Origin of the sequence: Dietzia sp. oral taxon 368 (assembly GCF_002999155.1) — a bacterium.
Classification (GTDB): domain Bacteria; phylum Actinomycetota; class Actinomycetes; order Mycobacteriales; family Mycobacteriaceae; genus Dietzia; species Dietzia cinnamea.
Genome location: NZ_CP027238.1, coordinates 3,027,410 through 3,054,145, shown reverse-complemented (window position 1 = coordinate 3,054,145; position 26,736 = coordinate 3,027,410). Strand labels below are relative to the sequence as shown.

General features: G+C 72.0%; 25 protein-coding genes. All 25 read left to right on the top strand.

Annotation, left to right across the window (positions count from 1 at the left end; translation table 11 throughout):
• The 25 genes from pyrR to rapZ all read left to right on the top strand — a co-directional run bounded on the left by pyrR (position 1) and on the right by rapZ (position 26,731).
• Positions 1-585, top strand: a complete 585-nt coding sequence (gene pyrR, locus C3V38_RS14240; protein WP_106386097.1) for a bifunctional pyr operon transcriptional regulator/uracil phosphoribosyltransferase PyrR — start codon at positions 1-3, stop codon at positions 583-585.
• Positions 582-1,523, top strand: coding sequence for an aspartate carbamoyltransferase catalytic subunit (locus C3V38_RS14235; protein ID WP_106386096.1), 942 nt, complete (start codon positions 582-584; stop codon positions 1,521-1,523). Before pyrR ends, C3V38_RS14235 begins: the two co-directional genes overlap by 4 nt.
• Positions 1,520-2,857 carry a dihydroorotase gene (locus tag C3V38_RS14230; protein ID WP_106386095.1) on the top strand — a complete coding sequence of 446 codons (1,338 nt, stop codon included), beginning with the start codon at positions 1,520-1,522 and terminating at the stop codon, positions 2,855-2,857. Before C3V38_RS14235 ends, C3V38_RS14230 begins: the two co-directional genes overlap by 4 nt.
• Complete coding sequence (locus tag C3V38_RS14225) at positions 2,854-3,393, top strand: hypothetical protein (protein WP_106386094.1); 540 nt, start codon at positions 2,854-2,856, stop codon at positions 3,391-3,393. Before C3V38_RS14230 ends, C3V38_RS14225 begins: the two co-directional genes overlap by 4 nt.
• On the top strand, positions 3,390-4,598 hold the full coding sequence (gene carA / locus C3V38_RS14220; protein ID WP_106386093.1) for a glutamine-hydrolyzing carbamoyl-phosphate synthase small subunit: 1,209 nt from the start codon (positions 3,390-3,392) through the stop codon (positions 4,596-4,598). The genes C3V38_RS14225 and carA overlap by 4 nt, the downstream gene beginning before the upstream one ends.
• On the top strand, positions 4,598-7,957 hold the full coding sequence (gene carB / locus C3V38_RS14215) for a carbamoyl-phosphate synthase large subunit (protein ID WP_106386092.1): 3,360 nt from the start codon (positions 4,598-4,600) through the stop codon (positions 7,955-7,957). The genes carA and carB overlap by 1 nt, the downstream gene beginning before the upstream one ends.
• A complete protein-coding gene (gene pyrF, locus C3V38_RS14210) occupies positions 7,957-8,808 on the top strand; it encodes an orotidine-5'-phosphate decarboxylase (RefSeq protein ID WP_106386091.1) in 852 nt (283 codons plus the stop codon). The genes carB and pyrF overlap by 1 nt, the downstream gene beginning before the upstream one ends.
• A gap of 424 nt (positions 8,809-9,232) precedes the next feature.
• Positions 9,233-9,556, top strand: a complete 324-nt coding sequence (gene mihF / locus C3V38_RS14205) for an integration host factor, actinobacterial type (RefSeq protein WP_007631925.1) — start codon at positions 9,233-9,235, stop codon at positions 9,554-9,556.
• Positions 9,557-9,563: 7 nt separating this feature from the next.
• Positions 9,564-10,166 (top strand): guanylate kinase, encoded by a 603-nt coding sequence (gmk, locus tag C3V38_RS14200; RefSeq protein ID WP_061228656.1) that lies wholly within the window; start codon positions 9,564-9,566, stop codon positions 10,164-10,166.
• Between the two features lie 58 nt (positions 10,167-10,224).
• A complete protein-coding gene (gene rpoZ, locus C3V38_RS14195) occupies positions 10,225-10,509 on the top strand; it encodes a DNA-directed RNA polymerase subunit omega (RefSeq protein WP_061228655.1) in 285 nt (94 codons plus the stop codon).
• Positions 10,506-11,786: a bifunctional phosphopantothenoylcysteine decarboxylase/phosphopantothenate--cysteine ligase CoaBC gene (gene coaBC, locus C3V38_RS14190; RefSeq protein WP_174705788.1), complete on the top strand. Its 1,281-nt coding sequence runs from the start codon at positions 10,506-10,508 to the stop codon at positions 11,784-11,786. The genes rpoZ and coaBC overlap by 4 nt, the downstream gene beginning before the upstream one ends.
• A gap of 61 nt (positions 11,787-11,847) precedes the next feature.
• Complete coding sequence (gene metK, locus C3V38_RS14185; protein WP_174705787.1) at positions 11,848-13,059, top strand: methionine adenosyltransferase; 1,212 nt, start codon at positions 11,848-11,850, stop codon at positions 13,057-13,059.
• A gap of 45 nt (positions 13,060-13,104) precedes the next feature.
• A complete protein-coding gene (locus C3V38_RS14180; RefSeq protein ID WP_106386090.1) occupies positions 13,105-15,150 on the top strand; it encodes a primosomal protein N' in 2,046 nt (681 codons plus the stop codon).
• 58 nt (positions 15,151-15,208) lie between these two features.
• Positions 15,209-15,763 (top strand): peptide deformylase, encoded by a 555-nt coding sequence (def, locus tag C3V38_RS14175; protein WP_106386089.1) that lies wholly within the window; start codon positions 15,209-15,211, stop codon positions 15,761-15,763.
• Between the two features lie 3 nt (positions 15,764-15,766).
• The gene (fmt, locus tag C3V38_RS14170; protein WP_106386088.1) at positions 15,767-16,699 is read left to right on the top strand and encodes a methionyl-tRNA formyltransferase; all 933 of its coding nucleotides are present in this window, start codon (positions 15,767-15,769) and stop codon (positions 16,697-16,699) included.
• Between the two features lie 233 nt (positions 16,700-16,932).
• Positions 16,933-18,285, top strand: a complete 1,353-nt coding sequence (locus C3V38_RS14165) for an RsmB/NOP family class I SAM-dependent RNA methyltransferase (RefSeq protein ID WP_106386087.1) — start codon at positions 16,933-16,935, stop codon at positions 18,283-18,285.
• Complete coding sequence (locus tag C3V38_RS14160) at positions 18,278-19,063, top strand: alpha/beta hydrolase (RefSeq protein WP_106386086.1); 786 nt, start codon at positions 18,278-18,280, stop codon at positions 19,061-19,063. The genes C3V38_RS14165 and C3V38_RS14160 overlap by 8 nt, the downstream gene beginning before the upstream one ends.
• Before the next feature lie 67 nt (positions 19,064-19,130).
• Entirely contained in the window at positions 19,131-19,799 is a 669-nt protein-coding gene (gene rpe / locus C3V38_RS14155) for a ribulose-phosphate 3-epimerase (RefSeq protein ID WP_106386085.1), read from the top strand.
• A complete protein-coding gene (gene ribD / locus C3V38_RS14150) occupies positions 19,796-20,848 on the top strand; it encodes a bifunctional diaminohydroxyphosphoribosylaminopyrimidine deaminase/5-amino-6-(5-phosphoribosylamino)uracil reductase RibD (protein WP_106386084.1) in 1,053 nt (350 codons plus the stop codon). The genes rpe and ribD overlap by 4 nt, the downstream gene beginning before the upstream one ends.
• The gene (locus tag C3V38_RS14145) at positions 20,848-21,471 is read left to right on the top strand and encodes a riboflavin synthase (RefSeq protein WP_106386083.1); all 624 of its coding nucleotides are present in this window, start codon (positions 20,848-20,850) and stop codon (positions 21,469-21,471) included. Before ribD ends, C3V38_RS14145 begins: the two co-directional genes overlap by 1 nt.
• 74 nt (positions 21,472-21,545) lie before the next feature.
• Positions 21,546-22,805, top strand: a complete 1,260-nt coding sequence (locus C3V38_RS14140; protein WP_070722847.1) for a bifunctional 3,4-dihydroxy-2-butanone-4-phosphate synthase/GTP cyclohydrolase II — start codon at positions 21,546-21,548, stop codon at positions 22,803-22,805.
• Entirely contained in the window at positions 22,802-23,278 is a 477-nt protein-coding gene (ribH, locus tag C3V38_RS14135) for a 6,7-dimethyl-8-ribityllumazine synthase (protein ID WP_007628592.1), read from the top strand. The genes C3V38_RS14140 and ribH overlap by 4 nt, the downstream gene beginning before the upstream one ends.
• The gene (locus C3V38_RS14130) at positions 23,275-23,751 is read left to right on the top strand and encodes a PH domain-containing protein (protein ID WP_106386082.1); all 477 of its coding nucleotides are present in this window, start codon (positions 23,275-23,277) and stop codon (positions 23,749-23,751) included. Before ribH ends, C3V38_RS14130 begins: the two co-directional genes overlap by 4 nt.
• A 6-nt stretch (positions 23,752-23,757) precedes the next feature.
• Positions 23,758-25,845, top strand: coding sequence for an excinuclease ABC subunit UvrC (gene uvrC / locus C3V38_RS14125; protein ID WP_106386081.1), 2,088 nt, complete (start codon positions 23,758-23,760; stop codon positions 25,843-25,845).
• A 4-nt stretch (positions 25,846-25,849) separates the two neighbouring features.
• Complete coding sequence (rapZ, locus tag C3V38_RS14120) at positions 25,850-26,731, top strand: RNase adapter RapZ (protein ID WP_106386080.1); 882 nt, start codon at positions 25,850-25,852, stop codon at positions 26,729-26,731.
• Positions 26,732-26,736: the final 5 nt, after the last annotated feature.

Genomic DNA, 26,736 nt, shown 5'->3' with positions numbered 1-26,736 from the left:
GTGAGCGCTGACGGTTCGGAGACGAACTCGGTGTCACTCTTCACGTCCGACGACGTCGCCAGGACGGTGTCCCGCCTGGCACATCAGATCATCGAACGCACCGCTGCGGACGCGCCCGGCTCGGGCCCCGTGGTGCTGCTCGGCATCCCGACCCGTGGCGTGCCGCTGGCCGCCCGCCTCGCCGAGCGGATCCGCGAGTTCAGCGGGGCCGAGGTCCACGCCGGGTCACTCGACGTCACGCTCTACCGTGACGATCTCGCGGGCGGTCCGCACCGGCCCCTGGGGCCCACGAGGGTCCCGGCGCAGGGGATCGACGGGGCCACGGTCATCCTCGTCGACGACGTGCTGTTCTCGGGCCGCACCATCCGGGCCGCGTTCGACGCGCTCCGTGATCTCGGTCGTCCCGCCCGCGTACAGCTGGCGGTCCTCGTCGACCGCGGTCACCGCGAGCTGCCCATCCGTGCCGACTATGTGGGCAAGAACGTCCCGACCTCCCGGGACGAGGGCGTGTCGGTGCGGCTCACCGAGATCGACGGCACCGACGCCGTGTTCCTGCGGCGACCCGACCCGGAGAGGACGCGATGAAGCACCTGCTCTCGGCGGCCGACCTCGACCGGGCCGCGGCGCTGTCGATCCTCGACGAGGCGGCGCGCCTGAAGGAGGCCCTCCTCGGCCGCGAGGTCCGCAAATTGCCGACACTACGTGGCAAGACGGTGCTGACGGTGTTCTACGAGAACTCCACCCGGACCCGCGTGTCCTTCGAGACCGCCGGCAAGTGGATGAGCGCCGACGTCATCAACGTCTCGGCGAGCGCGTCCTCCGTACAGAAGGGCGAGTCGCTCCGCGACACCGCGTTGACCCTCACCGCCATCGGTGCCGACGCCCTCATCGTCCGCCACCCCGCCTCGGGTGCGGCGCAGCAGATCGCCGGCTGGGTCGCCCCCGGAGGGGCGGGCCCGTCGGTCATCAACGCCGGTGACGGCATGCACGAGCACCCCACCCAGGCGCTGCTCGACGCCATGACCCTGCGCGAGCGGCTGGGGGGCGTCGAGGGACGCCGCGTGGTGATCGTCGGCGACATCCTGCACTCGCGGGTCGCCCGGTCCAACGCCCTGCTGCTGTCGACGCTGGGCGCGGAGGTCGTCCTCGTCGCCCCGCCCACGCTGTTGCCGGTGGGTGTGGACTCCTGGCCCGTCCGCGCCTCCACCGATCTCGACGCCGAACTGGACGGCGCGGACGCCGTCATGATGCTGCGCGTCCAGGCCGAGCGAATGAACGGCGGATTCTTCCCGTCCGCCCGCGAGTACGCGGTGCGCTACGGACTCGGACCCGCCCGCGCCGCCCGGCTCGGGGAGGACGTCGTGGTGCTGCACCCGGGTCCGATGGTCCGCGGCATGGAGATCGGCTTCGACACCGCGGACGCGCCGTCGTCCGCGATCCTCCAGCAGGTCACCAACGGGGTGCACGTCCGCATGTCGGTTCTGCTGCACGCCCTGGTCGGAACGGAAGGAAACCCCGAGTGAGCGCCCACCCTGCGCCTACCCTGCTGCTACGTCGGGTACGCCCCTACGGAGAGGGCGACCCCGTGGACGTCCTCGTCCGGGACGGCCGGATCGCGGCGATCGGTGACGACGCCGGCGCCCATGCCGGGGCCGGCACCGCCGACGGTGACGAGGGCGTCGAGGTCCTCGACTTCGACGGTGCGGTCCTGCTGCCCGGGTTCGTCGATCTGCACACCCATCTGCGCGAGCCCGGCCGCGAGGACACCGAGACCATCGCGACCGGGTCGGCCGCCGCCGCCCGCGGCGGTTACACCGCCGTGTTCGCGATGGCCAACACCCAGCCCCCGCAGGACAACCAGACCGTCACCGACTCGGTCTTCAGGATCGGCCGCGAGGTCGGTCTGTGCGACGTCCACCCCGTCGGCGCCGTCACAGTCGGGCTCGCCGGCGAGCAGCTCACGGAGATGGGGCAGATGGCCTCGGGGGAGGCCCGCGTACGGGTTTTCTCCGACGACGGCATGTGCGTGTACGACCCGCTGGTGATGCGCCGCGCCCTCGAGTACTCGGCCGGTCTCGGTGTGCTCATCGCGCAACACGCCGAGGAGCCGCGGCTGACCCGCGGAGCGGTGGCACACGAGGGGCCCACCGCGGCACGCCTCGGGCTCACCGGCTGGCCGCGCTCGGCCGAGGAGTCGATCGTCGCCCGCGACGCGATCCTCGCCCGCGACGCCGGTGCCCGCGTCCACATCTGTCACGCCTCCACGACCGGCACCGTCGAGCTGCTGCGGTGGGCCAAGGCGCAGGGCATCTCGATCACCGCCGAGGTCACCCCGCACCACCTGCTGCTGGACGACTCGCGACTCGAGTCGTACGACGGCGTGTACCGCGTCAACCCGCCGCTGCGCGAGGCGCACGACGCGGCGGCATTGCGCGAGGCCCTGGTCTCCGGGGTGATCGACTGCGTCGCCACCGACCACGCCCCGCACGCGGCCCAGGAGAAGTGCTGCGAGTTCGCCGCCGCCCGTCCCGGCATGCTCGGCCTCGAGACGGCCCTGCCCATCGTCGCCGCGCTGCTCGTCGAGACCGGGGACATGACCTGGCGGGACCTCGCCCGCGTCATGAGCACCCGGCCCGCCGAGATCGCCGGTCTGTCGGACCAGGGGCGGCCGATCGCGGTGGGGGAGCCGGCCAACCTCGCCGTCGTCGACCCCGACTCCCCGTGGACCGTCGTCGGCGAGGAGCTCGCAAGTCTGTCCGCCAACACCCCCTACGAGGGAATGACGTTCGCGGCGAGGGTCGTCGGCACCGTGTACCGGGGCCGTCTGACCACCCGCGACGGAGAGGTACTCGCATGACCCAGGACTTCTGGACCGTCATCTTCGTCATCGCCGTGCTGCTCGTCCTGATCGGTCTGATGACGCTCGGCTGGCGGAACCGGAGCCGATCCCAGGCGGGTCTGTTCGACGACCTGCCGGCACCGCCCGCCGACCCGGGCGAGGTCGTGCTGGGTCCGCTGTCCGGCGTGTACATCGGAAGCACCATCGCGGGCGACTGGCAGGCCAGGATCGCCCGCCCGCCGCTCGGTCACCGCTCGGCCGGCACCCTCACCGCCCACACCGGCGGCCTGCGACTCGACCTCGCCGACGCCACTCTCTGGATCCCGCGCGAAGACCTCGTCGACGTGCGCCGCGCCTCGGCACTGGCCAACAAGACCGTGCCCGGCGGCGGCATCCTCGTCGCCCGTTGGCAGGTCACCGGCGCGGACGGCCGCACCCTCGTCGACTCGGGCTTCCGGGCCGACGACAAGGACGGCTACCCCCGCTGGGAGGCACTGCGCGGTGACGCCGCCCCCACCCCCGATACCGGCTCCACCACCGAGGAGAAGCAGTGACATCGCACAGCACCACGCCCGCGCGACAGGGGGTCGGCGAGCCCGCCGCACTCGTCCTCGAGGACGGGCGTATCCACCGGGGTCAGGCGTTCGGCGCCACCGGCACCACGCTCGGCGAGGCGGTGTTCACCACCGGTATGTCCGGGTACCAGGAGACCCTCACCGATCCGTCCTACTGTCGACAGATCGTCGTGACCACCGCGCCCCAGATCGGCAACACCGGCTGGAACGACGAGGACGGCGAGTCGCTGCTCGACGGCGAGGTCGGCGGCGGCCGCATCTGGGTCGCGGGCCTGGTCATCCGCGACCTGTCGCGCCGCGCCTCCAACCATCGCTCCACGCGCACGCTCTCCGAGGAGATGGTCGCCCAGGGCGTCGTCGGCATCGCGGGGATCGACACCCGCGCGGTCGTCCGCCACATCCGCGAGCGAGGTGCGATGAAGGCCGGCATCTTCTCCGGCGCGGATCTCTCCGACGACGAGACCATGCTCGCCGCGGTCCGTGCCCAGGAATCCATGGCCGGCGCGTCGCTGTCCGAGGAGGTCACCACCTCGGCGCCGTACGTGGTGGAGCCGGAGGGCGAGGCCCGGTACTCGGTTGCCGCCCTCGACCTGGGCATCAAGTCCAACACGCCGCGGATGCTCGCGGCACGGGGCGTCCGCGTCCACGTGATCCCCGCCGGCTCGACCCTCCAGGACGTCCTCGACCTCGACGTCGACGGGGTCTTCCTGTCCAACGGGCCCGGCGACCCGGCGACCGCCGACTCCGCCGTGCACCTCACCAAGGAGGTCCTCGGCCAGGGCATCCCGTTCTTCGGCATCTGCTTCGGCAACCAGATCCTCGGGCGCGCCCTGGGTCTGGACACGTACAAGATGCGGTTCGGTCACCGCGGCACCAACATCCCGGTGATCGAGAAGGCCACCGGCTCCGTGGCCATCACCTCGCAGAACCACGGGTTCGCCCTCCGCGCCCCCGAGAACGACACCTGGGAGACCCCGTGGGGGACCGCGACGGTCACCCACGTGTGCGCCAACGACGGCACCGTCGAGGGCGTCGCCCTCACCGACGGCAGCGCGTTCTCCGTCCAGTACCACCCCGAGGCGGCCGCGGGCCCCCGCGACGCGGCGGACCTGTTCGACCGCTTCGTCAGCCTGCTCGCCTCCTCCGACACCGGCTCCGCAGACTCCAGAAAGGGCTCGAACTGATGCCCCGGCGCACAGACATCAACCACGTCCTCGTCATCGGCTCCGGCCCGATCGTCATCGGCCAGGCCAGTGAGTTCGACTACTCCGGGACCCAGGCGTGCCGTGTGCTCAAGTCGGAGGGGCTGCGCGTCACGCTGGTCAACTCCAATCCGGCCACGATCATGACCGACCCCGAGTTCGCCGACGCGACCTACGTCGAACCGATCACTCCCGAGTACATCGACAAGATCTTCGTCCGCGAGGCCGAGCAGGGCCATCCCGTCGACGCGGTCCTCGCGACGCTGGGCGGGCAGACCGCGCTCAACGCCGCCATGCAGCTCGACGCCCAGGGGATCCTCACCAAGCACGGTGTGGAGCTCATCGGCGCCGACATCCCCGCGATCAACCGCGGCGAGGACCGGCAGACCTTCAAGGACATCGTCGCCAGTGTGGGCGGCGAGTCCGCGCGCAGCGCCGTGTGCCACACGATGGAGGAGGTCCACGCGACGGTCGCCGAGCTCGGCCTGCCCGTCGTCGTCCGCCCGTCGTTCACCATGGGCGGCCTCGGTTCCGGCCTCGCCTTCACCACCGAGGACCTCGAGCGGATCGCCGGTGGCGGACTGTCGGCCTCGCCCACCGCGAACGTCCTCATCGAGGAGTCCATCCTCGGGTGGAAGGAGTTCGAGCTCGAGCTCATGCGCGACAACAAGGACAACGTCGTCGTCGTGTGCTCGATCGAGAACGTGGACGCCCTCGGCGTGCACACCGGCGACTCCGTGACGGTCGCGCCGTCGATGACGCTGACCGACCGCGAGTTCCAGAACATGCGCGACCTCGGCATCGCCATCATCCGCGAGGTCGGCGTCGACACCGGCGGCTGCAACATCCAGTTCGCCGTCAACCCGGTCGACGGCCGCATCGTCGTGATCGAGATGAACCCCCGCGTGTCACGCTCGTCGGCGCTGGCCTCCAAGGCCACCGGTTTCCCGATCGCCAAGATCGCGGCCCGCCTCGCGATCGGCTACTCGCTCGACGAGATCACAAACGACATCACGGGGGAGACCCCGGCGTGCTTCGAGCCGACCCTCGACTACGTCGTCGTCAAGGCCCCGCGTTTCGCGTTCGAGAAGTTCCCGGGTGCCGACGACACCCTCACCACCACGATGAAGTCGGTGGGCGAGGCCATGAGCCTCGGCCGCAACTACCGCGAGGCGCTCGGCAAGGTCATGCGCTCGCTCGAGACCAAGGCCGCCGGCTTCTGGACCCTGCCCGACGAGGTCATCGCCCCGGGGCGTTCGACCGACGTCACGGCGGTCCTCGACGATCTGCGTCGCCCGACCGAGGGACGCATGTACGACGTCGAGCTCGCGCTGCGCCTGGGCGCCACGGTCGAGCAGGTGCACGAGGCCTCGGGCATCGACCCGTGGTTCGTCGACGAGGTCGCCGCGCTGGTCGAGCTGCGTCAGGAGATCATCGACGCGCCGGTCGTCGACGAGCCCCTGCTGCGTCGCGCCAAGCACAACGGGCTGTCCGACGCCCAGATCGCGGCGCTGCGCCCCGAGTTCGCCGGGGCCGAGGGCGTGCAGCGCCTACGGCACCGCCTGGGGGTGCGCCCCGTCTACAAGACCGTCGACACCTGCGCGGCCGAGTTCGAGGCCAAGACCCCGTACCACTACTCCACCTACGAGCTCGACCCCGCCGCCGAGTCGGAGGTCACGCCGCAGACCGAGCGGGAGAAGGTCATCATCCTGGGCTCCGGTCCCAACCGGATCGGCCAGGGCATCGAGTTCGACTACTCGTGCGTGCACGCCGCCCTGACCCTGTCCGAGGCCGGCTACGAGACCGTCATGGTCAACTGCAACCCGGAGACCGTCTCGACCGACTACGACACGGCGGACCGCCTCTACTTCGAGCCGCTCACGTTCGAGGACGTGATGGAGGTCTACCACGCCGAGTCCGAGTCGGGAACGGTCGCGGGCGTCCTGGTCCAGCTCGGCGGGCAGACCCCGCTCGGTCTGGCCGCCCAGCTCGAGGAGGCCGGGGTGCCCATCGTCGGCACCAGCCCGTCCGCCATCGACCTGGCCGAGGACCGCCGCGAGTTCGGCGAGGTGCTGGTCCGCGCCGGCCTGCCCGCCCCCGCGTTCGGCACCGCGATCAACGCGGAGGAGGCCACGACCATCGCCGCGGACATCGGCTACCCGGTTCTCGTGCGCCCGTCCTACGTCCTGGGCGGCCGGGGCATGGAGATCGTCTACGACGAGGCCTCCCTGCGCTCCTACATCGACCGGGCGACCGAGATCAGCCCGGACCGGCCGGTCCTGGTGGACCGCTTCCTCGACGACGCCGTCGAGATCGACGTCGACATCCTGTGTGACGGCACCGAGGTCTACCTCGGTGGCGTGATGGAGCACATCGAGGAGGCCGGCATCCACTCCGGCGACTCCGCCTGCGCGCTCCCGCCGATCACCCTCGGCCAGGACGACATCGACCGTGTCCGCCGTTCGAGCGAGGCCCTCGCCTTCGGCATCGGCGTCAAGGGTCTGATGAACGTCCAGTACGCCATCAAGGACGACGTCCTCTACGTCCTCGAGGCCAACCCGCGCGCCAGCCGCACAGTGCCGTTCGTCTCCAAGGCGACCGGCGTCCACCTGGCCAAGGCCTGCGCCCGGATCATGATGGGCGAGTCCATCGCCGCGCTGCGAGAGGAGGGGCTCCTGCCCTCGGACCGCGACGGTGGCTCCCTGCCCGCGGACGCGCCGGTCGCGGTCAAGGAGGCGGTGCTCCCGTTCAACCGCTTCCGCACCCCGGAAGGCGACACCGTCGACTCCCTGCTGAGCCCGGAGATGAAGTCGACCGGCGAGGTCATGGGCATCGGCCCCGACTTCGCCGTCGCCTTCGCCAAGGGGCAGCTCGCCGCCGAGGGGGTGCTCCCCACGTCGGGCACCGTGTTCGTCTCGGTCGCGAACCGGGACAAGCGCTCGATGGTGTTCCCCGCGCAGCGCCTCGCCGCGCTCGGGTTCACCGTTCTGGCCACCGAGGGGACCGCTCTGATGCTGCGGCGGTACGGGATCGCGTGCGAGACCGTGGCGAAGCTCTCCGAGTCGGGCTCGGGTCCCGTGGACGCCGAGGGCAACGCGGTCCGGACGATCGTCGACCGCATCAACGCCGACGAGGTGGATCTCATCCTCAACATCGCCTCCTCGACGGGCGGGACCCGGGCGGACGGACACGAGATCCGCTCCGCCGCCATCTCGCGTCGCGTCCCGTGCGTCACGACCGTCCAGGGCGCCACGGCCGCCGTCCACGGCATCGAGGCGACACGCCGCGGCGACGTCACCGTCTGCCCGCTGCAGGACCTGCACTCGGGGTTCGCCTCCTGATGAACGTCTCCGCCCCCCGGGCCCCCTTCGGCGAGCGGTTACGCTCGGCGGTCTCCGCCCGCGGCAACCTGTGCGTGGGGATCGATCCACACCCCGCACTGCTCGAGGCGTGGGGACTCGGGGCGGACGCCGACGGGCTCGCCGAGTTCGCACGCCGGTCGCTCGAGGCGTTCGCGGACCTCGTCCCGGCGGTCAAACCCCAGGTCGCGTTCTTCGAGGAACACGGCTCGGCCGGCATCGGCGTCCTCGAGCAGGTCCTCGACCGGATCGGCGAGGCCGGCGCGCTGTCCGTCGCGGATGCCAAGCGCGGCGACATCGGCTCGACCATGGCCGGGTACGCCCGGGCGTGGCTGCGCGATTCCTCTCCGCTCGCGTGTGATGCGCTCACCGTCTCGCCGTACCTCGGCGTCGGATCACTGGACGCCGCGTTCGAGGCGGCCTCGGACACCGGGCGAGGGCTGTTCGTCCTCGCCCGCACCTCCAACTCCGAAGCGGGTCCGTTGCAGCGCTCGCTCGGGTCCGCGGGATCGGTCGCGCAGGCGGTGGTCGACGAGGTGGGCCGCCGCAACGGCACGGCCACCCCGGGGGCACCCGGCCCCTACGGTGTGGTCGTGGGGGCCACGGTGGCCGATCCGCCGCGGCTGGACGCGCTGCACGGGCCCGTCCTCATGCCGGGCGTGGGGGAGCAGGGCGGCACGCTCGAGGACGTCAGGAGGATCGCCGGGCCCGCGCTGCCGCACACCCTGGTCAACGTCTCGCGGCACGTCCTCCGGGCGGGCCCGGACGTCGACGCGATGCGGACCGTCGTGCGCGATCTGGCGGCACAGTACAGGTTCGGTGACGACTCCTGAGTCACCGCCGTCCCCTCCGGTTCACCGACGTCACATGGGGACACGTCACCGGTGTGCCCGGCGGGAACCGGATCGGCGGCATTCGGGTGGTTCGACTCGCGGTGGCCGAGGCGCGCCGCTAGTCTTCTGTACAACCTCACCACGCCAATGCGCAGTTCAGACGGGGTACCGCTACGGGGCCCCGCGCTGGTACGGGGTCCCTCGGCCGCGTACTGTTGCTGAGGTCATCAGGCCCGGAAGCAGTGGACATCCCTCGGGGAAGTCGGAACCGCCCGGGTACGGTGAGCACGAGGGAGCGCCCGCTCCCGGAGGCGTTCCGCAGCCCGCGGACGCGCCGGGGACGGTCACCGCACACCAGGCGGGGGTGTCCTACGGTGGACACCCGCGTGAGTCATGAGACACACACGAACGAGACGGAGGAATTGTGGCCCTTCCCCAGTTGACCGATGAGCAGCGCGCTGCTGCTCTGGAGAAGGCGGCTGCCGCCCGTCGCGCCCGGGCTGAGCTCAAGGAGCGCCTGAAGCGCGGCGGCACCGACCTCAAGCAGGTGCTCAAGGACGCCGAGAGCGACGAGATCCTCGGCAAGATGAAGGTCTCGGCGCTGCTCGAGGCCCTGCCGAAGGTGGGCAAGGTCAAGGCTCAGGAGATCATGACCGAGCTGGAGATCGCGCCGACGCGCCGTCTGCGTGGTCTCGGTGACCGCCAGCGTCGCGCACTGCTCGAGCGGTTCGACTTCACGGTCGACTGATCGGCGAATGAACACACCGTCGTCCGGGGCCGCCCCGGAGGCGACGGCGAAGAGGGGCCGGCTGATCGTCTTGGCCGGCCCCTCCGCTGTCGGCAAGTCAACCGTCGTCGCCCGCCTGCGCGAGCGCCTGTCCGATCTCTACTTCAGCGTCTCCATGACCACCCGCGATCCCCGCCCCGGCGAGGTCGACGGTCGCGACTATCACTTCGTCACCACGGAGGAGTTCCGCGACGCGGTCGCGGGGGGCCGCATGCTGGAGTGGGCCGAGATCCACCGGGGCCTCCAGCTCTCCGGTACCCCCGCCGAGCCGGTCCGCCGCGCCCTGGACGAGGGTCGGCCGGTCCTCATCGAGGTCGATCTGGCCGGGGTCCGTCAGATCCGCGAGTCCCTACCCGAGGGCACGACCGTCTTCCTGGCACCTCCGTCATGGGAAGAACTCGAGGTCCGCCTGCGTGGTAGGGGTACCGAACCCCACGACGTGGTCGCCCGTCGACTCGAGACCGCGAAGGTCGAGATGGAGGCCCGCGACGAGTTCGACGTGGTCATCGTCAACGACGAACTCGAGGCCGCCGTCGACGAGTTGGTATCATTGCTGGTCGGCCGCGACTAGCGCCGGTCCCAGCGTCACCCGGGTGTCACCGCCCGCAGTACCCAGAGGAGATCCCATAGTGGCCACCACCGAAGCCGCAGCGGCCACCCCGCTGTACGACACCCCGATCGGCATCACCAACCCCCCGATCGACGAGCTGCTCGAGCGGGCGTCCTCCAAGTACGCGCTCGTGATCTTCGCCGCCAAGCGCGCGCGGCAGATCAACTCGTACTACAACCAGATCGAGGAGGGCATCCTCGAGTACGTCGGTCCGCTGGTCGACCCGGGGCTGCACGAGAAGCCGCTGACCATCGCGCTGCGCGAGCTGCACTCCGATCTGCTCGACTGCGCCGAGGGAGAGTGAGCCCCACCGGGGACGACATGCGCGGCAAGCGTGTCGTCGTCGGCGTGGGCGGCGGGATCGCCGCTTACAAGGCCTGCGGCCTGATCCGGCTCCTCACCGAGTCCGGATGCCACGTCGACGTCGTCCCCACCGAGGCGGCCCTGCGATTCGTCGGGACCGCCACGTTCGAGGCACTGTCCGGTAACCCCGTCTCCACCGGGGTGTTCTCGGACGTGCCGTCGGTCCGCCACGTCGCCCTCGGGCAACGGGCGGACCTCGTCGTCGTCGCCCCCGCCACCGCCGACCTGCTCGCCCGCGCGGCGAGCGGCCGGGCGGACGACCTCCTCACCTCCACGCTGCTCACCGCACGTTGCCCGGTCCTGCTCGCCCCTGCCATGCACACCGAGATGTGGGAGCACCCCGCCACCCGGCGGAACGTCGACACCCTCCGCGGGGACGGGGTGCACGTCATGCCCCCGGCCTCCGGACGTCTCACCGGTGCCGACACGGGCGCCGGGCGCCTACCCGAGCCGTCGGACATCGCCCGGCTGGCGTGGCTCCTCCTCGACGGCGGGACCCTGCCGTGGGATCTGTCGGGTCGGCACGTCGTGGTGACCTCCGGCGGTACCCGCGAGGAGATCGACCCGGTCCGGTTCCTCGGCAACCGTAGCTCCGGCAAGCAGGGACACGCGATCGCCGCGGTGGCCGCCGCCCGTGGCGCCCGGGTCACGTTGGTGACGTCCTCGGACCTCCCGGTGCCCGCGGCCGTCGAGGCAGTGCACATCGAGTCCGCGCTGGAGTTGCGAGAGGAGACCCTGCGCGCTGCCGCCCACGCAGATGTCGTCGTCAAAGCCGCGGCCGTCGCAGACTTCCGGCCGGCGGACGTCTCCGAGTCCAAGCTCAAGAAGGGCAGCGATTCCGAGCCGGCCGAGATCCGGCTGCAGCGCAATCCCGACATCCTGGCCGACCTCGTCGCGGCCCGCGCCGCCGGGGACGTCCCCGCCGAGTGCGTGCTCGTCGGCTTCGCCGCCGAGACGGGGGACTCCTCCGGATCGGTCCTCGAGCACGGCCGCGCGAAGCTGGCCCGGAAGGGATGCGACCTCCTCGTCGTCAACGAGGTCGGGCGGGACACCACCTTCGGCCAGAACGACAACGGGGGCTGGATCCTCGGCGCCGACGGCGACGAGACTACGCTGGACCGGGCGAGCAAGGACCTCCTGGCCGACCGGCTGCTCGACGCCGTCGCAGCGGTGAGCGTCCGAAGGACCCGACGGAGTGACGCGGACCGCACCGACTAGTGTCGTTCTCACGCGATCGGCACCGATCACACGCGATCCCACCATGGAAGAGAGAAGCACTGTGACGCAGGCACGTCGGCTGTTCACCAGCGAGTCCGTGACCGAGGGGCATCCGGACAAGATCTGTGACGCGATCTCAGATTCGATCCTGGACGCGATGCTGGAACAGGACCCGGCGGCCCGCGTGGCCGTGGAGACCATGGTCACCACCGGTCAGGTCCACGTGGCCGGCGAGGTCAAGACCACCGGGTACGTGGAGATCCCGCAGCTCATCCGCGACAAGATCGTCGAGATCGGTTACGACTCCTCCGACAAGGGCTTCGACGGCGTCTCGTGCGGCGTGTCGATCTCCATCGGCCAGCAGTCCCCGGAGATCGCCCAGGGCGTGGACACCTCCCACGAGGCGCGCACCTCCACCGAGTCGGTCGAGGACGCCATCGCCCGCCAGGGCGCCGGCGACCAGGGCCTGATGTTCGGCTATGCCTGCTCGGACACCCCCGAGCTCATGCCGCTGCCGATCGCGCTGGCCCACCGCCTGTCGCGGCGGCTGACCGAGGTGCGCAAGGACGGCACGCTGGACTACCTGCGCCCGGACGGCAAGACCCAGGTCACCATCGAGTACGACGGTGACCGCGCGGTGCGGCTGGACACCATCGTCATCTCCACCCAGCACGCCGACGGCATCGACCTCGAGACCACGCTGCGCGACGACCTCACCGCCCACGTGATCGACCCGGTCCTGGCCGATGCGGCCGGGGACATCGACACCTCCGACTTCCGCCTGTTGGTCAACCCCACGGGCCGGTTCGTGCTCGGTGGCCCGATGGGCGACGCCGGTCTGACCGGACGCAAGATCATCGTCGACACCTACGGCGGCATGGCCCGTCACGGCGGTGGCGCCTTCTCGGGCAAGGACCCGTCCAAGGTCGACCGCTCCGCCGCGTACGCCATGCGCTGGGTCGCCAAGAACATCGTCGCCGCCGGGCTGGCCGAGCGCGTCGAGGTCCAGGTCGCCTACGCCATCGGCAAGGCCGCCCCCGTCGGCCTGTTCGTCGAGGCCTTCGGCACCGAGAAGGTCGAGATCGACCGTTTGCAGCAGGCCGTGACCGAGGTGTTCGACCTGCGCCCGGGCGCCATCATCCGCGACCTGGACCTCAAGCGGCCCATCTACGCCCCCACGGCGGCCTACGGCCACTTCGGACGCACCGACGTCGACCTGCCCTGGGAGCGCACCGACCGCGTCGAGGACCTCAAGAAGGCCGCCGGACTGTAGAGCCGTCGCACCCGGGTGTCGTAGCGGGGTGCGAGGATTCCCGACGTGACGACAACGCGCCCGGCGACCCGGGTCGCGGCGGCCGAGCGCCCCGTGGCCCGGGTCCTGCCGTTGCTCGGGGTAGCCCACCTCGACCGCGAATTCGACTACCGGGTGCCCGAGTCGATGTCGGCCGAGGCTCGCCCGGGCGTCCGCGTGCGGGTGCGCTTCGCGGGCCGACTGGTCGACGGCTTCCTCGTCGAGCGCACCGCACACACCGGTCACCAGGGCGAGCTCGCCTGGCTCGAGCGCGTGGTCTCCCCGGAACCCGTGCTCACCCCGGCGCTGCTGCGCCTGGTCGACCTCGTCGCGCGCCGGTGGGTGGGCACACGGTCCGACGTGCTCCGACTGGCCATCCCTCCCCGGCACGCGGCGGCGGAGAAGTCCGTGCCCGAGCCCGCCGCACGCGAGGGGGTGTCGATCGGTCCGGTCGAACTACCGGCGGGCTGGGAGGACCACCCGATGGTCGCCAGGTTCCTCGAGGCGGTCACCGGGGGTGTGCCGGCCCGGGGGGTCTGGACAGTTCCCCCGGGCCGGGACTGGGCGCGGTCGTTGGCGACGCTGGCGGACTCCGTCCGCCGACGGGGTCTGCAGGTGCTGCTCATCGTCCCGGACCAGCGTGACGTCGACCGCCTCGCCGCGGCGTGCCGCGAGGTCGTCGGGGGCGGGGCGACCGGCCGGGACCTCGTCGCCGACCTGTCCGCGGGAGTGGGTCCCTCCGCCAGGTACCGCCGCTGGCTGCGCGCAGTCCGCGGTCATGCGCGGATCGTCGTGGGCACACGCAGCTCCGTGTTCGCCCCGCTCCCCGAACCGGGCCTCATCGTGCTCCACGACGACGGTGACGACTCCTTCGTCGAACCCCGCGCCCCGTATCCGCACACGCGTGACGTCGCCGCTCAGCGTTCCGCGCTCGAGGGCATCCCGCTCCTGCTGACGTCGGTGGACCGGACGCCCGAGGTCGCGGAGTACGTGCGGACCGGCTGGGCACACGAGATCCGGCCCCGGGACGGCCTGGTCCGCGATCTGGCCCCGCGAGTGGTCGCTGTGACGGACGCCGACCCGATCCAGGCACGCGACGTCGCAGGCGGCCGTACGCGTCTGCCGGCCGTCGCGCTGACGATGGCCCGCGAGTCGATCGACGTGGACGCGCCGGTCCTGGTCCAGGTCCCCCGGAAGGGGTACATTCCCACTCTGCTGTGCGGTTCCTGCCGGACGCCCGCCCGGTGTCGTCGCTGCAACGGCCCCCTTCGCGCCGGCCGGATGGACGAGATCCACGGGCCGGTCGAGCTGGCGTGCGGGTGGTGCGGAGCGCCCGAGCCGGGGTTCCGATGCGTGGCCTGCGGATCGCGCGCGTTGCGCGCCGGGGTCGTGGGCGCGGGACGCACCGCCGAAGAGTTGGGCCGGATGTTCCCCGGTGTCCGGATCCGGACGAGCGGGGGAGGGGAGATCCTCGACTCCGTGCCCGCGAGTCCCGCGATCATCGTGTCCACCCCCGGCGCGGAGCCCGTCGCCGAGGGCGGTTACGGCGCCGCGCTGCTGTTGGACTCGTGGGCCCTGCTCGGCCGGCCCGACCTACGGGCCGTGCAGAACGCGCTCCGACTGTGGATCGGCGCCGCCGGACTCGTCCGCCCGGCCGACGAGGGCGGCAGGGTGTTCCTGTCAGCGGACTCCGGGTCCGCGGTCGCGCAGGCGTTGGTGCGGTGGGACCCACAGGGCTGGGCGGAGCGCGAGCTCGCCGACCGTGCGGAGGTCGGGTTCCCACCGGCGGTCCACATGATGGCGGTCGACGGACCCGCGGCGGCGCTGGCGGAGTTCCTCGAGGACTTCCGGTTCGCCGACAGCGTCGAGGTGCTCGGCCCGGTGGACCTCCCCGCTGGTGAGGAGCTGCCCGGCCATGACGAGGTGGAGGATCCGGAGCGGGTCCTCCTACGGGTCCCCCCGGCGATGCTGAACGACGTCGCCGCGGAGCTGCGCGCGCTCATCGTCCGGCGGGCGGGCAGACGTTCCACCCATCCGCTGCGCGTCCGCCTGGATCCCGTGAACATCGGATGACCGCAGCAGCGCCTAGAATGGCCGTTCACCACCGACGCCCCGAGGAGACCCGATACGCATGACCGTCCACCCCGTCCGGCTCTTCGGCGATCCCGTCCTGAGGACCGCCGCCGATCCCGTCACCTCCTTCGACGACCGGCTGGCGCGGACGGTGACGGACCTCATGGACACGGTCGCGCACGAGGAGGGTGCCGGTCTCGCCGCCCCGCAGATCGGCCTGTCCACCCGTGTGTTCGTCTACACCTGTGGAGGTCGCCGGGGCCACCTGGTCAACCCGGAGTGGGAAGCCATCGGGGACGAAACGACCGAGGTCAACGAGGGCTGTCTCTCCATCCCGGGGGTGTCGATGCCGACGGAGCGGTTCGCCCGGCTCCGCGCACGCGGGTTCGACATCAAGGGTGCACCCGTCAGCTTCGAGGCGGACGGTATCCTCGCCCGCGCGGTTCAGCATGAGATCGACCACCTCGACGGTGTGCTGTTCCTCCAGCGGCTCACCCCGGAGCGTCGCCGCGCCGCGATGGCGGAGATCCGCTCGTCCGCGTGGTTCGGGAGCGCCGCCGTCAGCGCCGGAGTCGTCTACGACCAACTGTCCGACGCCATGGCGGTGAGGTGAGCCATGCGCCTCGTCTTCGCCGGCACCCCGGAGGTCGCCGTCCCGTCCCTGCGGGCCCTCCTCGACAGTGACCGCCACGAGGTGGTGGCCGTGCTATCCCGTCCCGACGCCCGCACCGGACGCGGCCGCGGATTGTCCCGCAGCCCCGTCGCGGCCGCCGCGGACGCGGCCGGGATCGAGGTCCTCACCCCGCCGAACGCCCGCGATGCCGGGTTCGCCGAGCGGCTGCGCGAGCTGGCGCCCGACGCCGTTCCCGTGGTCGCCTACGGTCATCTGGTGCCGCGGCCGGTTCTGGACATCCCGACCCACGGCTGGATCAATCTGCATTTCTCGCTCCTGCCCGCGTGGCGGGGGGCCGCCCCCGTCAATGCCGCCATCGCCGCCGGTGACGAGGTCACCGGCGCCACGACTTTCCGGCTCGACGAGGGGATGGACACCGGCCCCGTGCTGGGGACGATGACCGAGGCCGTCCGGCCGCGCGACACGGCCGGCGAGCTCCTCGGGCGGCTGTCCGAGTCCGGGGCCGGTCTGCTGGTCGCAACCCTCGATGGCCTCGAGGCGGGCGACCTGCGCCCGGTGCCACAGCCGACCGATGGTGTCTCCCACGCGGGGAAGCTCACCGTCGACGACGCGCGGGTGCGGTGGACCGACCCCGCACTGGCGGTGGACCGACATATTCGCTCGGTCACCCCGGCGCCCGGTGCGTGGACGACGCTGAACGGGCAGCGGGTGAAGATCGGCTCCGCCCGCCCGGCCGAGGACGCCGCACCCGCCCTCGCGCCCGGGCGCATCGCGTGGGACAAGAGGACCTTCCACGTCGGCACCGCCTCCGCACCCATGGCGATCGAGACCATCCAGCCCCCGGGGAAGAAGATGATGAACGCGCTCGACTGGATCCGCGGCGCCCGCCTCGACGACGAGGCGGCCTTCGAGTGAGCGCCGACGGCGGGCGGGGCCGAGGCGCCGGAAACGGCGACAGCAGGCACGGCGGAGGCGGCCCGAAGCGCGGAGACGGCAGAGGCCGGCCCCGGGATACCGGCGGAGACCGCCCACGCTCGGGCGGCCAGCAGCGGTCAGGGGGCCCGCGTTCGGGAGCCCGCCAGCGATCGGGCGACCGGCAGCGCTCGAGAGACCAACAGCGACCGCAGCGGCGGCCCGATGCGCGATCGGTGGCGCTGGCCGTGATGGCGGCCGTCCGCGAACGGCAGGCCTATGCCAACCTCACGCTCCCGGCCGAGCTGCGGCGGGCGAAGCTCGACTCCCGGGACGCGGCCCTGGCCACCGAACTCACGTACGGAACCCTGCGCGCGCAGGGGCTGCTCGACCGGATCATCACCCTCGCGTCGTCACGCCCCGTCGAGGAGATCGACCCGCCGGTCCTCGACCTGATCCGGCTGGGCGCCTACCAGCTGCTGTTCACGCGCATCGGCGCGCACGCGGCCGTCGACACCAGCGTCGAGGCGGCGCGCACGGCGGGCCTCGGCCGAGCGGGCGCGTTCGTCAACGCCGTGCTGCGCAAGGTCTCGGCCCGGGATCTCGACGCGTGGCTCGACGCGCTGCGCGAGGGGGTGACCGACCCGGTGGCGCGGATGGCGGTGGGGACCGCCCACCCCGAGTGGATCGCCCGCGCGTTCGCCGACTCGCTCGGCGCCGCCGCCGGGGAACTACCCGACCTGCTCGCGGCCGACGACGCCCGGCCCAGGGTCCACCTGGCCGCGCGACCCGGTGCGATCTCGGCGGAGGAACTGGCCCTGGTCACCGGTGGGCGCGAAGGCGAGCTGTCCCCGTACGCCGTCCACCTGGACTCCGGGGACCCGGGCACGCTCGACGCGGTGCGGGAGGGGCTGGCAGCGGTCCAGGATGAGGGCAGCCAACTGGTGGCGCTGGCCGCGGCGCGGGCCCCGCTCACGGGCCCCGACACCGGTCGCTGGCTCGACCTGGCCGCCGGCCCGGGGGGCAAGGCGGTGATGTTGGGCGCGCTCGCGGAGATCGAGGGCGGGACCCTCACCGGCGTCGAGGTGTCGCCGCACCGGGCCGACCTCGTGCGGGAGGCCACACGGGGCCTGCCGGTGACCGTGCACACGGCCGACGGGCGAGATCCCGGGCTCGAGCCCGGCTTCGACCGCGTACTCCTCGACGCGCCGTGCTCGGGCCTGGGCGCGTTGCGTCGTCGCCCGGAGGCGCGCTGGCGCAAAACCGCGGCGGACATCCCGGGACTGGTCGCGCTGCAGCGCGAGCTGCTCGACTCGGCTCTGCGGTTGGTCCGCCCGGGGGGTGTGGTGCTGTACGCGACGTGCTCGCCGCACCTGTCGGAGACGGTGTCGGTGGTCCGGGAGGCGGCACGCCGGGACGACGTGGAGACCCTCGACGTGAGGGAGATCCTCGCGGGCATCGGGAGCGGGTTCGGCGAGGGCGGCGCACACGCGGCGCCGGGGGAGGGCCCGTGGGTGCAGTTGTGGCCGCACCGGCACGGCACCGATGCGATGTTCATGGCCGCGTTGCGACGGAGGCACGATGCGTGACGAGACCCAGTTCGTCTCGCACGGGGTGGACTGTGCTGCCTGGATCTACCGTCCGGATGCGCTGGCCGGTGACCCTTCCGCAGAGCTCCCGACGATCGTCATGGCCCACGGGTTCGGATGTATCCGGGACCTGCGTCTGCCCGCGTACGCCGAACGGTTCCGCGACGCGGGGTTCGTCGTGGTGGTTTTCGACTACCGGCACTTCGGGGCGAGCGGCGGTTCTCCCCGTCAACTGCTCGACGTCCGCCGCCAGCTGGACGACTGGCGGTCCGCGCTCGCTTTCACCCGCGCGCTGCCCGGGGTCGACCCCGGCCGCGTCATCGCGTGGGGCACGTCGTTCTCCGGAGGGCACGTCCTCACCCTCGCGGGGACGGGGGAACGGTTGGCAGGGGTCGTCGCCCAGGTGCCCCATGTCAGCGGCCCGGCCGCCCTCCGCGCCACTGGCCTCGCCGCCGCACGCCGGCTCGCCCCGGCCGTCCTCGACGACCTGTGGCGCTCGATGCGGCAGCAGGAACCGCGCAATATCCCTCTCGTCGGTCGCCCGGGGGACACGGCGGTCATGACGAGCGCCGACGCCGATCCCGCCGTCGACCGGCTGGTGGCCGATTCGGGGGTACGCCGTACCGATTTCCGCGACGACGTCGCCGCGCGGATCCCGCACGGCCGGTATCTGGAGTACCCGTGCGAGCACTTCGACCCCTACGTCGACCCCCACTTCGAGAAGATCGTCGCGGACCAGCTGGAGTTCTGCCTGTCGCTGACGGGCCCGACCGCCTGAACCACGGGTCCGGTGACGGTCCCCGCCGTCGGGCAGCCCCGGAGCACGCCCGCCTAGACTGGGAGCCATGTCGTACCAGCCGCTCATCGCGCCGTCGATCCTGTCCGCCGACTTCGCCCGCCTGGATCGCGAGATCGAGCGTATCCCGTCCGCCGACTGGATCCACGTGGACGTCATGGACGGCCACTTCGTGCCGAACCTGTCCTTCGGTGCGCCGGTCGCCCGGGCCGTGGGTCGGGTGACGGACACGCCGATGGACTGCCACCTCATGATCGAGGACCCGCTGCGGTGGGTGGGCGACTACGTCGACGCGGGTGCCGCGAACGTGACGTTCCACCTCGAGGCCGCCGACGATCCGGTGGCGGTGGCGGACCTGTTGCACGCCAAGGGGAGCCGGGCCGGGATCTCGATCAAACCGGGGACCCCCGCCGAGATGTGCTTCGAACTGCTCGATCATTTCGATCTGGTCCTCGTGATGAGTGTCGAGCCGGGCTTCGGTGGCCAGAAGTTCATGCCCGAGTCGCTCGACAAGGTCCGCACCCTACGCGCCGAGATCGACCGGCGCGGGCTGAACGTGCTCATCCAGATCGACGGCGGGATCGACGCCGGGACCATCGGCGAGTGCGCCGCCGCCGGCTGCGACGTCTTTGTAGCCGGGTCGGCCGTCTACGGCGCGCCGGACCCCGACGCGATGATCGAGACCCTGCGCGACCGGGCGCGCGCCGCGCGGACGTGAGCGTGCCCCAGGACGGCGCGCCCGGCCGGGAACGCCACGCCCTGGCCGAGGCGATCGCGGTCTCCCGGTCCGCTCTCGGCGTGAGCACTCCCAACCCGCCTGTCGGTGCGGTGGTGCTCGACGCGACCGGCGCGGTGGTCGGCCGCGGGGCGACCGAGGCCCCGGGCGGGCGGCACGCGGAGGTGGTGGCCCTGGACGAGGCCGGTGACCGCGCGCGTGGCGGCACGCTCGTGGTGACGTTGGAGCCGTGTGACCACCACGGCCGCACGGGACCGTGTACCGCGCGGGCTCTGGGCGCGGGCGTCGCGCGCGTCGTATATGCCGTCTCCGATCCCAACCCTGTGGCGGCCGGCGGAGCCGACACCCTGCGGCGGGCGGGCGTCGACGTGGCCAGGGGCGACGACGACGAGGTCCGCGCCGCCGAGGACGGCCCGCTCCGGTCCTGGCTCCACCGACAGGCACACGGCCGACCGTTCGTCACCTGGAAATACGCGGCCAGCCTGGACGGCAGGGTAGCCGCGGCCGACGGGTCGAGCAGGTGGATCACCGGGCCCGCCTCGCGACACCACGCACACGCGACGCGACAGGAGATCGACGCCCTCGTCGTCGGCACCGGGACCCTCACCGCCGACGACCCCGCACTGACCGCCCGCCTCGAGGACGGACGCCCCGCCCCACGCCAGCCCCTCCGGGCGGTGATGGGTCTGTCCGCCGTGCCCACCGGCGCGGCCGTCCGTGGGGACGACGGCCGGTTCCGGCACCTCGCCACCCGCGACCCCGCCGAGGCGCTCGCGATGCTCGGCGACGTGTGTCACGTCCTCGTCGAGGGGGGCCCGCGCCTGGCAGGGGCGTTCCTGGCCGCCGGGCTCATCGACGAGGTCGACGCCTACATCGCCCCGCTCGTACTCGGAGGCGGACGGTCGGCCGTCGAGGAGGCCGGCGTCGCCACGCTCGCAGACGCGCACGGCTTCACCGTCCGCGAGACCACCGTCCTCGGCGCCGACGTCCACCTGCGCATGACAGCCAGGCCGACGGAAGGAACCCGCTGATGTTCACCGGAATCGTGGAGGAGCTCGGCACCCTCGAGTCCATCGACCGTCGGGGCGACTCGGCGCGCCTGCGGATCCGCGGCCCGTTGGTGACCTCTGACGCCGGCCACGGCGACTCGATCGCCGTCAACGGCGTCTGCCTCACCGTCACCGACTGGGAGACCGGCGGCCACTTCGACGTGGACGTCATGGCCGAGACCCTCGACCGCACCGCGCTGGCCGCCCTCGCGCCGGGGGACCCCGTCAACCTCGAGCGCGCCATGCGCGCCGACGCGCGGTTCGGCGGGCACATCGTGCAGGGCCACGTCGACGGCACCGGCCGGCTCCTGGACCGCGTCGAGCACGAGCACTGGCACGTCCTGCGCATCTCCCTGCCCGCCGACCTCGCCCGGTACGTGGTGGAGAAGGGGTCCATCACCGTCTCCGGCACCTCGCTCACCGTCTCGGCGGTCAGCGCGTCGGGTGCGGCGGACGCGTGGTTCGAGGTCTCCCTCATCCCCACCACGCTCGACGCCACGATCCTCGGTGACCTGGCCCACGAGGATCTGGTCAACCTCGAGGTGGACGTGCTGGCCAAGTATGTCGAGCGACTGCTGAACGGACGCGGTGGCGGGTCCCGCTGACCGGATGCGCCATACTTGAGCCCGGACCCGCGGCCGACGCCCGGGCTCGTCAGACACTAGGAGACCCCGCAGCAGTGACCACCTTCGACGGCATCGAGCGAGCCATCGCCGACATCGCGGCGGGACGGGCCGTGGTGGTGGTGGACAGCGAGGACCGCGAGAACGAGGGCGATCTGATCTTCGCCGCCGAACTCGCCACCCCTGAACTCATGGGCTTCCTCGTCCGGTATTCCTCCGGGTACGTGTGCGTCGCGCTCGAGCCCGAGGACTGCCTCCGCCTGGACCTACCGCCGATGCGGGCCATCAACGAGGACCGCCACGACACCGCCTACACCGTGACAGTGGACGCCCGCACCGGGGTGTCCACCGGTATCTCCGCCGCCGACCGCGCCCGCACCGCGCGCCTACTCGCCGCCGATGACACGGTGCCCGGCGATTTCACCCGCCCCGGCCACATGGTGCCCCTGCGCGCCCGGCCCGGTGGCGTGCTCACCCGACCGGGTCACACCGAGGCCGCGGTCGACCTGGCCCGGCTGGCCGGACTGCGCCCCGCCGGCGTGATCTGCGAGATCGTCTCCGAGGACGATCCCACGACCATGGCCCGCACCCCCGAGCTTCGCCGCTTCGCCGATGAGCACGGCCTGGCGATGGTGACCATCGAGGCCCTGCAAGCCTGGCGGCGTGCACACGAGGTGCAGGTGGTCCACGAGGCCGCGGCCCGCGTGCCCACCCCCGCCGGCACCCTCACCGCCCACGGCTACCGCGACACCCTCCAGGGCGTCGAGCACGTGGCCATGGTCGCCGGCGACATCTCCGGCGACGAGCCGGTCTCGGTCCGCATCCACTCCGAGTGCCTCACCGGTGACGTCTTCCACTCCCTGCGCTGTGACTGCGGCCCGCAACTCGACGCCGCGGTCGCCGCCGTGTGCGAGGAGGGACGCGGGATCGTCCTCTACATGCGGGGCCACGAGGGCCGGGGAATCGGCCTGGTCCAGAAGCTCCGCGCCTACCAACTCCAGGACTCGGGCCGCGATACCGTCGACGCCAACCTCGACCTGGGACTGCCCGCCGACGCCCGTGACTTCAGCCTCGCCGCCCAGATGCTGCGCGACCTCGGGGTGACGCGTGTGCGGCTCATGACCAACAATCCCGCCAAGGCCGACGCCCTGCGCGCCGGGGGGGTAGAGGTGGTGGCCAGGGTGCCCATGCCGACCGCGGTGACGCCGGAGAACCTGAGGTACCTGCGCACGAAGCGTGATCGGATGGGCCACCTGCTCGAAGGGCTCGACGAGGGCCCGGCCGGCGCCGACGTGGGCGGAGAGGATCAGCGATGAGTGGCAGTGGAAGACCTGAACTGGTCGTCCCAGACGCCCGCGGGCTGCGGCTGGGCGTGGTGGCCTCGACGTGGCACCAGGAGATCTGCACCCAGCTCGTGGACCGGGCGCTGGCCGTCGCCGAGGCCTCCGGAGCGGCCGTCACCCTCGCGCGCGTCACCGGCGCCGTGGAACTACCCGTCGTGGCGCAGGAACTCGCGCGCACCCACGACGCCGTGGTCGCGCTCGGCGTCGTCATCCGGGGCGCCACGCCCCACTTCGACTACGTCTGCCGCTCGGTGACCGACGGCCTCACCCGGATCGCCCTCGACGAGGCCACCCCGGTCGCCCACGGCGTCCTCACCACCGAAGACGAGGACCAGGCCCGCGACCGCGACGGCCACGAGGGCGCGGCGGAGGACAAGGGCGGGGAGGCGGTGGCAGCCGCCCTCGGCGCAGCCATCGCCCTGCGCGAGCTGAGGACGATCCGATGAGCGACGACACCTGGGAGTTCGAGCACACCCCGCGCAGGATGCGCGCCACCGTGATCGCACTGGCGGTGCTCATCGTCATCATCCACGTCGTGTGGGCCGTCATCCTCGTCCGCGGGGACACCGGCGTCACCATCGGCGTCGCCGACCAGCTGGCCTTCGTCGTCACCGGCCTCATCTTCGCCGGCGTCCTGCTCACTCTCCTGCGCATCCGCGTCCGCGCCGGCGAGCAGGGCGTCGAGCTGCGCGGCCCTCTGCGCACCCGCGGTTGGGCCTGGGCGGACATCGTCGGGGTGACCTTCCCGCGCTCGAGCTCCTGGCCCCGGCTGGAACTGCCGGCGTACGAGCACGCGGGCATCTGGGCGATCCAGTCCTTCGACGGCCGTGACGGCGTCGAGGCCATGTCCCGGCTGCGTGAGGTCATCCGCGCCCACAAGCCCTCGGCCGCCGACCCCGAGACCGTCGCCGACCGCTGACGCGCCGTGGCCGACCCGCGTTCCTACCGCCCGGCCCCCGGCTCGATACCCACCGAGCCGGGGGTGTACCGCTTCCGTGACGAGCACGGGCGCGTCATCTACGTGGGCAAGGCCAAGAACCTCCGCAGTCGGCTGAGCTCGTACTTCGCCGATCTGTCACTGCTGCACCCGCGCACCCGGCAGATGGTCACCTCCGCCGCCGGCGTGCAGTGGACGGTCGTCTCGACGGAGGTCGAGGCGCTGCAGCTCGAGTACACATGGATAAAGAAGTACGACCCGCGGTTCAACGTCCGCTACCGCGACGACAAGACCTACCCGATGCTCGCCGTCACCGTCGGCGAAGAGGTGCCGCGTGCGTTCGTCTACCGCGGCCCCCGACGCCCCGGCACCCGCTACTTCGGCCCCTACTCCCACGCGTGGGCCATCCGCGACACCCTCGACACCCTGCAGCGGGTGTTCCCCGTGCGCTCGTGCACGGCCGGCGTGTACAAGCGTCAGGCCCAGCTCGGGAGGCCCTGCCTGCTCGGCTACATCGACAAGTGCGCGGCCCCGTGCATCGGCCGGGTCACCCCGGACGAGCACCGGCTGATCGTCAACGAACTCATCGACTTTCTCGCCGGACGGACCGACGCGATCATGCGGCGCATCGAGAAGCGGATGCTCGAGGCCTCCGCCGACCTGGATTTCGAGCGCGCCGCGCGTCTGCGAGACGACCTCGGCGCGATGCGCCGGGCCATGGAGAAGCAGGCGGTCGTCCTGGGCGACGGGACCGACGCCGACGTGGTGGGAGTCGAGGTCGACGAGCTCCAGGTCTCGGTCCAGGTCTTCCACGTCCGCGGCGGTCGTATCCGTGGGCAGCGCGGATGGGTGGTCGAGCACTCGCACGGGATCGACGAGGACGGCGAGTTCGACGCGGCCCGGGCGGTCCCCGGTGTGGTCTCGGACTACCTCGCGCAGTTCTACGGTGGGGAGGCCGATCTGGCCGAGGCCGCCGAGTCCGGCGACATCGCCTCCGCCGTACCCCGCGAGGTGCTGGTGCCGGCCCTGCCCGAGGACTCGGAGGAGCTCACCGACTGGCTGTCGGGCCTGCGCGGCTCCCGGGTCTCCCTGCGGGTGCCGCAGCGCGGGGACAAGCGGGCCCTGGCCGAGACGGTCCACCGGAACGCAGTCGAGTCCCTGACCCAGCACAAGCTGCGCCGCAGCGGAGACCTCACCGCGCGCTCCGCCGCCCTGCAGGAGATCCAGGAGACCCTCGAGCTGGACTCCGCACCGCTGCGCATCGAGTGCGTGGACATCTCGCACATCCAGGGCACGGACGTCATGGCGTCTCTCGTGGTGTTCGAGGACGGCATCCCCCGCAAGAGCGACTACCGCCTGTACCGGATCCGCGATGCCGCTGGGGACGGTCACTCGGACGACGTGGCCAGCATCGCCGAGGTCACCCGCCGACGCTTCCGTCGTCATCACGAGGACCCGGCGCTCACCCCGGACGAGACGGACGGACCGGTCGACGACGAGGCGGGCGACCCGGAGGCGGCCCCGCCCGCTCGCCGGTTCGCGTACCCACCGCAGTTGTTCGTCGTCGACGGCGGGCGCCCGCAGGTGGAGGCGGCAGCCGAGGTCCTGTCCGAGCTGGGCGTGACCGACGTCCCGGTCATCGGCATCGCCAAGCGACTCGAGGAGATCTGGCTGCCGGGCGAGGAGTACCCGGTGATCTTCCCGCGTCACGGCGAGGGCCTGTTCCTCCTCCAGCGCCTGCGCGACGAGGCCCACCGGTTCGCCATCCGCGCGCACCGGGGCGCGCGCTCCAAGCGGATGACCGCCTCCGTTCTCGACGACGTCCCCGGGCTCGGCCCCGCCCGCCGCGCGGCGCTTGCCGAGAAGTTCCCGACCGTCTCCGCGCTGCGCGCCGCCACCGTCGAGGACCTGTGCACGGTCCCCGGCATCGGGCCCGGCGTCGCGGCGTCGATCCTCGCGACGCTCGGAAGCGGTGGGTCGGCCGATGCCGACTCCGAGCCCGGGGACACGGACGGCACCGACGTGGAAGACTCGGCGGGGCGGCCGGAGTCGGCCGCGACGAACGACGCGAGGTGACACGATGGACGACGACGGCGACAAGGACCGGGGGCGTGAGCTCCTCCTGATCAGCGGTATGTCGGGAGCCGGAAAGGGGACCGCCTCGAAAGTCCTCGAGGAGTTCGGGTGGTACGTCGTGGACAACCTTCCGCTGTCCTTCGTGGGGGAGTTCCTCGGCCGCTTCGACGACTCGGCCGACGAACCCCGCCGTCTCGCGATCGTCGCCGACACGCGCAGCCTGGGCTTCGACGAGCACCTGGGTGAGCTGCTCGAGCTGTTCGCCGGCCGACAGAGGTCCCGCATCCTGTTCCTGGACGCCTCGGACGAGGCGCTGGTGAACCGGTTCAACAATGTGCGCCGCTCGCACCCCCTGCAGTCCGGCGGCGGGCTCATCGACGGCATCACCCGGGAACGCAGGACCCTCGAGGGTCTGCGCGGACGCGCAGACGTCGTCGTGGACACGACCGCGCTCAGCGTTCACGACCTGCGCCACCGTCTGGAGACGCCGTTCGGCGACCCGGGGTTCGACTTCCACCTCACCGTCGAGTCGTTCGGCTTCAAGTACGGGGTCCCGGTGGACGTCGACATGCTCCTCGACATGCGCTTCCTGCCCAACCCGCACTGGATCCCCGAACTCCAACCCCACACGGGGCGCGACAAGCCGGTGCAGGACTACGTCCTGGCGGACGAGTCGATCGAGGAGTACCTGCGCGCCGCCGTGACGATGATCCGGCTCGCGATGACCGGCTACCGACGCGAGGGCAAGCGGTACATGACCATCGCGGTGGGGTGTACCGGCGGCAAGCACCGCAGTGTGGCCATCTCCGAGTCCCTCGCAGGCCGGTTGACCGGCCTGGAGGCGGTCGACGTGCACGTCCGCCACCGCGACCTCGGACGGGAGTGACCCCG